At 71.6% G+C, this 13327-nt stretch carries 2 protein-coding genes; both read left to right on the top strand.

Annotation, left to right across the window (positions count from 1 at the left end; genetic code table 11):
• Positions 1-40: 40 nt before the first annotated feature.
• On the top strand, positions 41-6859 hold the full coding sequence (locus D7X32_RS04780; RefSeq protein WP_120601310.1) for a polyketide synthase: 6819 nt from the start codon (positions 41-43) through the stop codon (positions 6857-6859).
• Positions 6856-13311, top strand: a complete 6456-nt coding sequence (locus D7X32_RS04775; RefSeq protein ID WP_120601309.1) for a non-ribosomal peptide synthetase — start codon at positions 6856-6858, stop codon at positions 13309-13311. The genes D7X32_RS04780 and D7X32_RS04775 overlap by 4 nt, the downstream gene beginning before the upstream one ends.
• Positions 13312-13327: the final 16 nt, after the last annotated feature.

Raw genomic sequence — 13327 nt, 5'->3', positions numbered from 1 at the left:
CATCCCCTTCCATTTCAAACGTTCGGAACCAGAAGGTCGGATGGCCCTGGGGGATATCTCCGTGGATGCAGCGCTCATGCAGACAGTGGTGGCGCGTTTCACCGCGCAAGCGTCCTGCACGCCTGACGCCGAGGCGGTCCGGTTCGAGGGCACGGGGCTGACGTACGCGGCGTTGGAGCGGCGCTCCAACCAGCTCGCGCACCACCTGCGGGGCCTGGGTGTCACCACGGACGTGCTCGTCGGCGTGTGCCTGGAGCGCTCGGTGGAGATGGTGGTGGCGGTGCTGGCCGTGCTCAAGGCAGGCGGCGCATATCTGCCATTGGACCCGGCCTATCCCGCGCCACGTCTGGCTTTCATGTTGGAGGACGCGAAGGCGCCTGTGCTGCTCACCCAGGCGAAGCTGCGCGCGGGGCTGCCTGCCTTCGCGGGCCCGGTGCTGTGCCTGGATGAATCCCCTGCCCTCTTCGCCTCCGGCGCCCCGGCCTCGCCGGTGGACGCGTCGAGCCTGGAAGGGCTGGCCTACGCCATCTACACGTCGGGCTCCACGGGCACGCCCAAGGGCGTGGCCATGGGCCACCGGCCGCTCGCCAACCTCATCGCGTGGCAGCTGGGTCAGTCCATCGCGGGGCCGGGCACGCGCACGCTGCAGTTCTCCCCGCTGTCCTTCGACGTGTCGTTCCAGGAGCTGTTCGGCACCTGGTGCTCCGGCGGAACGCTGGTGCTGGTGCGGGACGCGTTGCGGCTGGACGCCGTGCTGCTGTTGCAGCTGCTGGCCGACGAGCGCGTGGAGCGGCTGTTCCTGCCCTTCATCGCGCTGCAGAACGTGGCGGAGATCGCCACCTCGCACCAGAAGGTGCCGCCGTCATTGCGGGAGGTCGTCACCGCGGGCGAGCAGCTCCAGGTGACGCACCACCTGCGCGCGTTCTTCTCCGCGCTGCCGGGCTGCGCGCTGCACAACCACTATGGCCCGTCGGAGACGCACGTCGTCTCCAGCTACGTGCTCCGGGGCTCCCCGGAGGCGTGGCCCGCGCTGCCGCCCATTGGCAAGGCATTGGATGGCTGCGAGCTGCTGGTGCTGGATGAGCAGAAGAAGCCCGTGCCGCAGGGCGAGTCCGGTGAGCTGTACCTCGCGGGCGTGTGCCTGGCGCGTGGCTATCTGCACCGCGAGGCGCTGACGGCGGAGCGCTTCGTGGCGCACCCGCTCAAGCCCGGCACCAGCGAGCGCGCATACAAGACGGGCGACCTGGCGCGCGTGCTGCCGGACGGCAACGTGGAGTTCCTGGGCCGCATCGACGGCCAGGTGAAGGTGCGCGGCTACCGCATCGAGCTGGGCGAGATTGAAGTCGCGCTCGGCAGCCATCCGGCCGTGAAGCAGGTGGCGGTGGTGGCGCGCGAGGACGTGCCCGGCGACAAGCGGCTGGTCGCGTACGTCGTCCCGGACGGCACGCTGGAGCACGCGGCCGGGACGCTGCGGCGCCACCTGTCCACGCGGGTGCCGGACTACATGGTGCCCTCCGCGTTCGTCCTCATGGAGGCCCTGCCGCGCACGCCCAGCGGGAAGATCGACCGCCGCGCCCTTCCCGCCCCGTTGCCCACGCGACCGGAGTTGCAGCAGGCGTTCGTCGCGCCGCGCTCGCCGCTGGAGCGCACGCTCGCGGACGCCTGGGCGCAGCTGCTCCGCATCGACCGGGTGGGCGTGCACGACAGCTTCTTCGAGCTGGGCGGCAACTCGCTGCTCGCGCTCCAGTGCGTGGCGCGGCTTCGGCAGGCGCACGGGCTGGAGATCCCCATCGTCCAGCTGTTCCAGTCCCCCACGGTGGCGCAGCTCGCGGCGGTGCTCACCGGGGATGCGTCGCGTCCGTCGCTCAAGCAGCTGGCGGAGGCACGGCAGGCGAAGCGTCAGCAGGCGTCGGGCGGCGCGGAGCCGGTGGCCATCATCGGCATGGCGGGCCGCTTCCCGGGCGCGCCCGACGTGGAGACGTTCTGGAAGAACCTGGTGGGCGGCGTGGAGTCCGTCGCCACCTTCTCGCGCGAGGAGGTGGACCCGTCCGTGCCCGCCGCCGAGCGCGATGCCCCCGAGTACGTGCGGGCGCGCGGCATCCTGGACGGCGTGGAGCTGTTCGACGCGGCCTTCTTCGGCATCATGCCGAAGGAGGCGCAGGTGATGGATCCGCAGCAGCGCCTGTTCCTGGAGACGGCCTGGGAGGCGCTGGAGTCCGCCGGCTGCGTGCCGGAGACGTACCCCGGCCTCATCGGCGTCTTCGCGGGCACGCACAACAACAGCTACCAGCCGCTGCACGTGCTTCCCCGGCAGGACATCGTGGGCCGCGTGGGCGCCTTCCAGGCGATGGTCGCCAACGAGAAGGACTACGTGGCGACCCGCGTCGCGCACAAGCTGGACCTGCGCGGGCCGGCGCTGTCGCTCAACACCGCGTGCTCCACGTCGCTCGTCGCGGTGGCCCAGGCGTTCTGGGCACTCCAGACGCATCAGTGCGACGTGGCGCTGGCGGGCGGCGCGTCCGTGACGGTGCCGCAGAAGTCCGGCCACCTGTACCAGGAGGGCGGCATGCTCTCCCAGGACGGGCACTGCCGCCCCTTCGACGCGAACGCCACCGGCACCCTCTTCAGCGACGGCCTGGGCGCGGTGGTGCTCAAGCGCCTGTCGGACGCGCAGGCGGACGGCGACGTCATCCACGCGGTGCTGCGCGGCGTGGGCATCAACAACGACGGCGCGGCCAAGGTGAGCTTCGCGGCGCCGGGCGTGGAGGGGCAGGCCACCGCCATCGCGACGGCGCATGCGAACGCGGGCATCGACCCGCGCACCATCCGCTACGTGGAGGCGCACGGCACGGCGACGCCGCTGGGCGACCCCATCGAGGTGGAGGCGCTGTCGCAGGCGTTCCGCGCGCACACCTCGGACACGGGCTTCTGCGCCATCGGCTCGGTGAAGAGCAACTTCGGCCACCTCACCGCCGCGGCAGGCGTGGCGGGCCTGCTCAAGACGGTGCTCGCGATGAAGCACCGCGAGCTGCCGCCGACGCTGCATTTCCAGACGCCCAATCCGAAGATCGACTTCCCGCGCAGCCCCTTCTTCGTGCAGGCGAAGCGCTCCGCGTGGCCGGAGGGCACGGGCCCCCTGCGCGCGGGGGTGAGCTCGTTCGGCGTGGGCGGCACCAACGCGCACGTCGTGGTGGAGGAGGCCCCCGAGCGTCCCGCCTCCGGTCCTTCCAAGCCGCGCCAGCTCCTGACGCTGTCCGCGAAGACGCCCGCGGCGCTGACGCAGGCGGCGCTGCGGCTGGCCACGCACCTCCAGACGCATCCGGAGGAATCGCTCGCGGATGTGGCGCACACGCTGGCCACGGGCCGCAAGGCGTTCCCGTTCCGCCGCGCCGTGGTGGCGGGCACCCATGAAGAGGCCGTGCGAGCGCTGACGGCGGCCGAGCCGGAGGCTTCCGGGCTGGAGTCCACGCCGCCCGTCGCGTTCCTCTTCCCGGGCCAGGGTTCGCAGCATCCCGACATGGCGCACGGGCTGTACCGCCACGCGCCGGCCTTCCGCGCCACGGTGGATGCGTGCGCGGAGGTGCTCAAGCCGCTGCTCGGGCGCGACCTGCGCGAGGTGCTCTTCCCGAAGGACCCCGAGTCACCCGAGGCCGCGGAGGCGCTGCGCCAGACGTCGTTCGCGCAGGCGGCCCTCTTCACCGTGGAGTACGCGCTCGCGCAGCTCTGGTGGAGCTGGGGCGTGCGGCCGGGCGCGCTCGTGGGCCACAGCGTGGGCGAGTTCGTCGCCGCGTGCCTCGCGGGTGTCTTCACGCTGGAGGACGCGCTGCACCTGGTGGCGAAGCGCGGCCAGCTCATGCAGGCGCAGGCGCCGGGCAGCATGTTGTCGGTGCGCCTGTCCGCCGAAGCGCTGGCGCCCCGGCTGACGGACGGGCTGGCCATCGCGTCGGACAACGGGCCGCGCCTGTGCGTGGTGTCCGGGCCCACGGAGGCCGTGCAGCGGCTCCAGGCCGCGCTGGAGGCGGAGGGCACCGCGTGCCGGACGCTCCAGACGTCGCACGCGTTCCATTCGCCGATGATGGACGCCGCGGTGGCGCCCTTCCTGGAGGCGGTGAAGGGCGTGCGCCTGTCGGAGCCGCGCATCCCCATCGTCTCCACGGCGACGGGCACGTGGCTGAAGCCTTCCGAGGCGACGTCGCCTGAATACTGGGCGCGGCACCTGCGCGACACGGTGCGATTCTCGCCCGCGCTGCGCACGCTCTGGGACAAGGGCGACCACCTGCTGTTGGAGGTGGGCCCGCGCGTGACGCTCGCCACCCTGGCGCGGCAGCAGGCCACGTCCGACCAGCGCGCGCGGGTGTTCACGTCCCTGGGCGAGTCCAGTGGCGATGCCGCCGACTGGGCCGCCCTCCTGAATGCCGCGGGCCAGCTCTGGCGCCGGGGCGTTGCCCTGGACTGGCGGGCCTTCCACGCCGACGAGCAGCGCCAGCGCGTCACCCTTCCCACGTATCCCTTCCAGCGGCAGCGCCACTGGATCGACCTCGAGCGGGCGTCCGAGCCCGCCCCAACACCCTCCACCGGAGTCGCCGTGAGTCCCGCCCCTGTTCCCCGTGCCGAGCGTCTCGTCCCCACCCTGCGCAACCTGTTCGAGGAGCTGAGCGGCCTGGAGCTGGCCGACGCGGATCCGGGCGCGAGCTTCCTGGAGCTGGGGCTCGATTCGCTGGTGCTCACGCAGGCGGCGCTCGCGGTGCAGAAGCAGTTCGGCGTGAAGGTGACGTTCCGGCAGTTGCTGGAAGAGGTCCCGTCGCTGGGACAGCTCGCCGCGTTCCTCGATGGACGCATGCCCCCGGAGGCCGCGCCCGCGCCGGTGGCCGCCGCCCCGACCACGCAGCTCACCGCGAACATCCTCGGTCAGCCGCAGGTCGCCACGTCCGCGGGCGCCGCGTTCCCGGCTCAGGCCGCGCCTGCCGCCGGCTCCTTCCCCGCGCAGGGCATGCCCGCTGGCGCCGCGTTCCCGGCCCAGGCCATGCCGGCTGTCGGTGCCTTCCCGGCCGCGCCCGCCGGTTCTATCCAGGCGGTCGTCGCGCAGCAGCTCTGGCTGATGACCCAGCAGCTCGCGCTCCTGTCCGGACAGCCCGCGCAGGCGCTGGCCCCGCAGGCCTTCACCCAGGCTCCCGCCGCGCAGGCTCCGTCCGAGCAGGTCCAGGCCGCGCAGCCGCAGGCCGCGCAGCCCGCGCCCGCTCCGGTGGCCGCCCCGGCCGCCGCGCCCGATGAGGCCGACCTCAAGGGCCCGGTGAAGTACGACGTGAAGAAGGCCTTCGGCGCCATCGCGCGCATCAGCCTCGCGCCGAAGGACGCGCTCACGCCCCGGCAGCAGACGTTCCTGGAGGACTTCACCCGCCGCTATACGGCGAAGACGCAGGGCTCCAAGCGCTCCGCCCAGGAGAACCGCGGCCAGCTGTCGGATCCGCGCGTGGTGACGGGCTTCCGTCCGCTGCTCAAGGAGCTCATCTATCCGCTGGCCGTGAACCGCTCCAAGGGCTCCAAGCTCTGGGACGTGGACGGCAACGAGTACCTGGACGCGCTCAACGGTTTCGGTTCCGTGATGTTCGGCCACGCGCCGGACTTCATCACCCAGGCCGTGCACCAGCAGGTGGACGACGGCTACGAGCTGGGGCCCATGCACCCGCTGGCCGGCGAGGTCGCCAGGCTCGTCTGTGAGTTCACCGGCGCGGACCGCGCGGCGCTCTGCAACACCGGCTCCGAGGCGGTGATGGGCGCGCTGCGTATCGCCCGCACCGTCACCGGCCGCAGCACGGTGGCCATCTTCTCCGGCAGCTACCACGGCATCTTCGACGAAGTGCTGGTGCGCGGCACCAAGAGCCTGCGCACCGTGCCGGCCGCCCCGGGCATCATGGCGGGCGCGGTGCAGGACGTGCTGGTGCTGGATTACGGCACGCCGGAGTCGCTCGAAATCCTGCGCTCCCGCGCGGACTCGCTGGCGGCCATCATGGTGGAGCCCGTGCAGAGCCGCCGCCCGGACTTCCAGCCGCGCGAGTTCCTGCACCAGCTGCGCGACCTCACCCAGAAGTCCGGCTCCGTCTACATCTTCGACGAGGTCATCACCGGCTTCCGCATGCACCCGGGCGGCGCCCAGGCGGTGTTCGGCGTGCAGGCGGACGTGGCCACCTACGGCAAGGTCGTGGGCGGCGGCATGCCCATTGGCGTCATCGCGGGCAAGCGCCCGTTCATGGACGCGCTGGACGGCGGCCACTGGCAGTTCGGCGACGACTCCGTGCCCACGGTGGGTGTGACGTACTTCGCCGGCACGTTCGTGCGCCACCCGCTGGCGCTCGCCGCCGCGAAGGCCGCGCTGGAGCACATGAAGGCCGCGGGCCCGGAGCTCCAGCGCAGCGTCAGCGCGAAGGCGGACACGCTCGCCAGCACGCTCAACGCGTTCTTCGACGAGGTGGGCGCCCCGCTGCGCATCAAGCACTTCGGGTCGCTGTGGAAGACCTTCGTCACGTCGGACGTCGCGAACGCGGACCTGCTGTTCTGCCTGCTGCGCGACAAGGGCATCCACATCTGGGATGGCTTCCCGTGCTTCTTCACCACCGCGCACTCGGACGCGGACCTGCGGCGCCTCATCACCGCGTTCCAGGACAGCGTCACGGAGCTGCAGGACGCGGGCTTCCTGCCCGGCACGGCCCGTCCCCAGGCGCAGGCCCCCGCCGCCTTCGATTCCAACCAGCCCCCCGTCCCCGGCGCGCGCCTGGGGCGTGATCCGCAGGGCAACCCCGCCTGGTTCGTCCCGCACCCCACGGTGCCCGGCAAGTTCGTCAAGCTGAGCGAGACCCGATGAAGACCCCCGCGACCCCGACTCAGGACCTGCCCGACGACTTCGATCCGTTCGCCGGGCCCGCGCTGCTGCTCACCGCGCCGTCCACCGAGCCCCAGCGCGAGGTCTGGACCGGCGTGCAGATGGGTCCCGACGCGTCGTGCGCCTTCAACGAGTCCATGTCCGTGCGTCTGCACGGGCCCCTGGACGTCGAGTGCCTGCGCGCCGCGCTCCAGGACCTGATGGAGCGGCACGAAGCCCTGCGCTCCACGTTCAGCGCGGATGGCCTCACGCTGTGCGTGGCCGCCTCCACGCCCTTCCCGCTGGAGGTCCTGGCGCTGGACACACTGCCGCCCTCCGAGCGCGATGCCCGCGTCCGCGAACTCGTGGCCCACGAGGTGGAGACGCCGCTGTCCCTGGAGACCGGACCGCTCTTGCGTCCGCGCCTGGCCCGGCTGTCCGCGCAGGAGCACCTGCTGACGCTGACCGCGCACCACATCGTGTGCGACGGCTGGTCCATGGCGGTGATGCTGCGCGACCTGGCGACGTTCTATTCGGCGCACGCGCGGCGGACCCCGCACACGCTTTCGCCCGCGCCCACGTTCAGCGACTACGCCCGCGCGCAGGCCCAGCTGGCCACGACGCCGGAGTACGCGGAGCACGAGCGCTACTGGCTGAAGCAGTTCTCCGGCGCGCTGCCGGTGCTGGAGCTGCCGTTGGACCGGCGCCGTCCGCCGTCCAAGACGTACAGCTCGCGGCGTGAGGACTATGTCCTGGAGCCCGCGCTCGTGGAGCAGCTCAAGCGCGTGGGTGCGCGCCACGGCGGCAGCTTCTTCACCACGCTGCTGGCGGGCTTCAAGGCGTTGCTGCACCGGCTGACGGGCCTGGAGGACGTGGTGGTGGCCATCCCCGCCGCGGGCCAGTCCGTGGCCGGGTTGAAGGACCTGGTGGGCCACTGCGTGAACGCGCTGCCCCTGCGCAGCAACGTGGCCGCGGAGGCGCCCTTCACGCAGGTGCTCAAGCAGCTGCGCACCACGATGCTCGATGCCTACGAGCACCAGGAGTACACGTTCGGCACGCTGCTCAAGCAGCTGGCGCTGCCGCGCGACCCCAGCCGCCTGCCGCTGGTCAACGTGCTGTTCAACGTGGATCAGGCCGTCACGGGCGAGCAACTGGCGTTCCAGGGCCTCACCTGCACCCTGGCCAGCAACCCGCGCCACTTCGAGAACTTCGACCTCTTCATCAACGCGGCCGAGGCCCATGGCCGCGTGGTGCTGGAGTGCCAGTACAACACCGACCTCTTCGACGGCTCCTCGGTTCGCCGCTGGATGGCGTGTTACGAGGAATTGCTGCGGGGCGTGGTCGCCGACGCGGAAGCGCCCGTCGCGCGCCTGCCGCTGTTGCCCGCCGCGGAGAAGCAGCGCGTGCTGGTGGACTGGAACGCCACCCAGAAGCCGTTCGACCGCGAAGCCTTCGTCCACACGCTCGTCGCCGCGCAAGCGCGGGCCACGCCCGACGCGGTGGCTCTGCGCGCGGGGGACGTGACGCTCACGTACCAGCAGCTGCTCCAGCGCAGCCATCAGGTGGCGCATGCGCTCAAGCAGGAGGGTGTCGCGGCCGGAAGCCTCGTCGGCCTCTTCACGAACCGCGGCGCGGACATGGTCGTGGGCCTCTTGGGCATCCTCGAAGCCGGTGCCGGCTACGTCCCGCTGGACCCCGGCTTCCCGCCGGAACGCCTCGCCTTCATGGTCGAGGACGCGAAGCTCTCCACCATCCTCACGCAGCAGGCCCTGGTGGCGTCCCTGCCGTCCACGAGCGTGAAGCCCCTGCTCCTCGAGGACACGGCCTCGCAGCCCGAGACCGAGTTCCCGGCGCAGGAGGTCTCTCCGGAGGCCGTGGCGTACGTCATCTACACGTCGGGTTCGACGGGCAAGCCCAAGGGCGTGCGCGTGCCGCACCGCGCGGTGGTGAACTTCCTGGGCACCATGCAGGAGGCCCCGAGCCTCTCCGCCCAGGACGTCCTGCTCGCCGTCACCACGCTCTCCTTCGACATCGCCGTGCTGGAGCTGCTGCTGCCCCTCACCACCGGTGCCCAGGTGGTGCTCGCCTCCCGTGACACCGCCTCCGACGGCGCGCTCCTCAAGGCCGCCCTCGAAGCCAACGCCGTCACCGTCATGCAGGCCACGCCCTCCACCTGGCGCCTGCTGCTGGAGGCCGGCTGGCAGCCGCGTCCCGGCTTCAAGGCTCTCGTCGGTGGAGAAGCGCTTCCCCGCGAATTGGCCGAAGCCCTGCTCGCCCGCGTTGGCAGCCTCTGGAACATGTACGGCCCCACGGAGACCACCGTCTGGTCCACCACCTGGCGCGTGCAGCCTCCCCTCTCCTCCATCCGCATCGGCCGTCCCATCGCCAACACCCAGCTCTACCTCCTCGACTCGCACCTGGCCCCCGTGCCGGTGGGCGTCGCGGGCGAGCTGTACATTGGCGGCGACGGCGTGACGTTGGGCTACCTGCACCGGCCGGAGCTGACGCAGGAGCGCTTCCTGGCCAACCCCTTCCGCCCTGGCGAGCGCATGTACCGCACGGGCGACCTCGCCCGGTGGCTGGCGGACGGCACCGTGGAGTACCTGGGCCGCAATGACTCGCAGGTGAAGCTGCGCGGCTTCCGCATCGAGTTGGGCGAAGTCGAAGCGGCGCTGGCCTCGCATCCGTCGCTGGCGCAGGCCGTGGCCCTCGTGCGCGAGGACCGGCCCGGTGACCGCCGCCTCGTCGCGTACCTCATCGCGCGGCCCGGACAGACGACGCCCTCGGATGAAGTCCTCCGCGCGCACCTCAAGCAGGGGCTGCCGGAGTACATGGTGCCTCAGCACTTCGTGGCCCTGCCCGCGCTGCCGCTCACTCCGAACGGCAAGGTGGACCGCAAGGCCCTGCCGTCGCCGCAGGTGGAGTCGCAGGAGGACGCCTACGTCGCGCCTCGCGACGAGACGGAGCAGAAGCTCGCGGCCATCTTCGCGGACGTGCTGGGGCTGCGCCGGGTCAGCGTCACGGCGGACTTCTTCCGCCTGGGCGGCCACTCGCTGCTGGCGTCGCAGGCCCTCACGCGCGCGAGCCGCGACCTGGACGTGAGCCTCACGCTGCGCCGCATGTTCGAGGCGCCCACCGTGGAGAAGCTGGCCCGGCTGGTGCGCGGCGACGACGGGGCCACGAGCCCCGCGCAGCGCATCCCGCCCCGTGTTGGCACCGCGCCCTCGCCGCTGTCCCTCATGCAGCAGCGGCTGTGGTTCCTGGAGCAGCTCAACCCGGGCACGGCCGTCTACAACCTGCCCTCCGCGTTCCGCCTGCACGGCGCGCTGGACGTGGGCGCGCTGCGCTTCAGCTTCAACAAGCTGCTGGAGCGACAGGCGTCCCTGCGCACCTTCGTGCGGTGGGATGAGGGCACGCCGGTGCAGCACGTGGCCCCGTCGCTGACGGTGGAGCTGGAGCCGGTGGACCTGGAGCCCGTCCCCGCGAACCAGCGCGAGGAGGATCTGCTGCGCCGCCTCCAGGCGCTGGCGGACGAGTCCATCCCCATCACCGCGCCGCCGCTGTTCCGGCTGACGCTGTTCCGGCTGGGCGCCAACGAGCACGTCCTCTTCTTCATGCCCCATCACCTCATCTGGGATGGGTGGTCGTTCGACGTGTTCCTGCGCGACCTGGACGTCATCTACTCCGCGCTCACCCGGGGCCAGGAGCCCAAGCTCCCCACCCTGCCCATCCAGTACGCGGACTTCACCGAGTGGCACCGCAACTGGCTCCAGGGCGAGGAGCTGGAGCGGCAGGCGCGCTACTGGAAGGGGAAGCTCTCCGGGAACCTGCCCGCGCTGGAGCTGCCCACCGACAAGCCGCGCCCCGCGCAGATGAGCCTCAAGGGCGGCACGGAGCCCTTCGTCCTCACCGGCGCGGAGGTGGACGCGCTCACGAAGCTGGGCCGCGAGTCCAACGCCACGCTGTACATGGTGCTGCTCACGGCGTTCAAGACGCTGCTGCACCGCTACAGCGGCCAGGAAGACCTCGTGGTCGGCACGCCCATCCGGGGCCGCTCGCATCCGGAGGTCGAGGACCTGCTGGGCTTCTTCGTCAACACGCTCGTCCTGCGCACGCAGCTGGCGCCGGAGCAGACGTTCCGGCAACTGCTGGAGCGCGTGCGCACCACGTGCATGGAGGCGTTCGGCCACCAGGACATGCCCATCGAGCTGCTGATGCAGCAGCTGGGCGTGCAGCGCGACCTGAGCCGCACGCCGCTGTTCCAGACGTTCTTCACCTTCCAGGACGTGCGCAACCGCGGCGCCGGCCTGGGGGACCTCACCTACGGCCAGGTGCACGTGCACGCGCACGCGACGCCGCTGGACCTGAGCTTCTGGGTGAAGGAGACGGCGAACGGCATCGTCGGCGGCATGGACTACAACACCGACCTGTTCGAGCGGGACACCGTCGTCCGCATGCTCGAGCAGATCCGCACGCTGCTGCGGGCCGCGGTGTCCGACGCGGAAGTCCCCGTGTCGCGCCTGCCGCTGTTGCCCGAGGCGGAGAAGCAGCGCGTGCTGGTGGATTGGAACGCCACCGAGAAGCCGTTCGACCGGAACGCCTTCGTCCACACGCTCGTCGCCGCGCAGGCCCAGGCCACGCCCGACGCGGTGGCCCTGCGCTCCGGCGCCGTGACGCTCACCTACCGTCAGCTCCTGCAGCGCAGCCACCAGGTGGCGAACGCGCTCAAGCAGGAGGGCCTCGCGCCGGGAGGCCTCGTCGGCCTCTTCACCGAGCGCGGCCCGGACATGGTGGTGGGCCTGCTGGGCATCCTGGAAGCCGGCGCGGGCTACGTCCCGCTGGACCCCGGCTTCCCACCGGAGCGCCTCGCCTTCATGGTCGAGGACGCGAAGCTCTCGCTCATCGTCACGCAGCGCGCGATCCAGAGCACCCTGCCCTCCACCACGGCGAAGTCCCTCTTCGTCGAGGACACCACGTCGCAGGCGGACACGGCCCCCGAGGTTCCCGACGTCACGCCCGAAGCCGTGGCGTACGTCATCTACACGTCGGGTTCGACGGGCAAGCCCAAGGGCGTGCGCGTGCCGCACCGCGCGGTGGTGAACTTCCTGGGCACCATGCAGGAGGCCCCGAGCCTCTCCGCCCAGGACGTCCTGCTCGCCGTCACCACGCTCTCCTTCGACATCGCCGTGCTGGAGCTGCTGCTGCCCCTCACCACCGGTGCCCAGGTGGTGCTCGCCTCCCGTGACACCGCCTCCGACGGCGCGCTCCTCAAGGCCGCCCTCGAAGCCAACGCCGTCACCGTCATGCAGGCCACGCCCTCCACTTGGCGCCTGCTGCTGGAGGCCGGCTGGCAGCCGCGTCCCGGCTTCAAGGCTCTCGTCGGTGGAGAAGCGCTTCCCCGCGAATTGGCCGAAGCCCTGCTCGCTCGCGTCGCCAGCCTCTGGAACATGTACGGCCCCACGGAGACCACCGTCTGGTCCACCACCTGGCGCGTGCAGCCTCCCCTCTCCTCCATCCGCATCGGCCGCCCCATCGCCAACACCCAGCTCTACCTCCTCGACTCTCACCTGGCCCCCGTGCCGGTGGGCGTCGCGGGCGAGCTGTACATCGGCGGTGACGGCGTGACGCTGGGCTACCTGCACCGGCCGGAGCTGACGCAGGAGCGCTTCCTGGCCAATCCCTTCCGCCCTGGCGAGCGCATGTACCGCACGGGCGACCTGGCCCGGTGGTTGGCCGACGGCACCGTGGAGTACCTGGGCCGCAATGACTCGCAGGTGAAGCTGCGCGGCTTCCGCATCGAGCTGGGCGAAGTCGAAGCGGCGCTGGCTTCGCACCCGTCGCTGGCGCAGGCCGTGGCCCTCGTGCGCGAGGACCGCCCGGGTGACCGCCGCCTCGTCGCGTACCTCGTGACGAAGCCGGGACAGGCCTACACCGACACGGAGCTTCGCAAGCACCTGCGCACGCAGCTGCCGCAGTACATGGTGCCGCAGCACTTCGTGGAGCTGGAAACGCTGCCGCTCACGCCGAACGGCAAGGTGGACCGCAAGGCCCTGCCGCCTCCGGCGGGCACCACGCGTCCCGTCGAGGACGCCTTCGTCGCGCCGCGCACGCCGATGGAGCAGCAGCTGGCGCGCATCTGGCGGGAGGTGCTGGGCATCGCGCAGGTGGGCGTGCACGACAACTTCTTCAACATCGGCGGGCACTCGCTCCTGTCCTTCCAGGTGGTGATGCGCGTCCGGAAGGAGCTGAACCAGGAGCTGCACCCGCGCACGCTCCTGCTCAACACGCTGGAACAGGTGGCCTCGCAGCTCGCGCCGGTGGCCCAGGCCCCGGCTCCCGCCGCCAGGACGCAGCCCGTTACGCCGCCAAAGACTGCCACCCAGGAGACTTCTGTTCCCCTGGCGCAACGCTTGTTCAATAAGCTGAAGCGGAACCTGCCGGGGCGCTCGGACTGAGCGGCCCTTCGAGGAG

It is taken from the genome of Corallococcus carmarthensis (assembly GCF_003611695.1).
Lineage (GTDB): Bacteria > Myxococcota > Myxococcia > Myxococcales > Myxococcaceae > Corallococcus > Corallococcus carmarthensis.
Note: the sequence above shows the minus strand (reverse complement) of the source record. Positions and strands in the feature narration are given on the sequence as shown.

Coding starts and splice junctions, on each gene's coding strand:
- D7X32_RS04780 (WP_120601310.1), top strand. CDS start 41: ATGGCCCTGGGGGATATCTCCGTGGATGCAGCGCTCATGCAGACAGTG.
- D7X32_RS04775 (WP_120601309.1), top strand. CDS start 6,856: ATGAAGACCCCCGCGACCCCGACTCAGGACCTGCCCGACGACTTCGAT.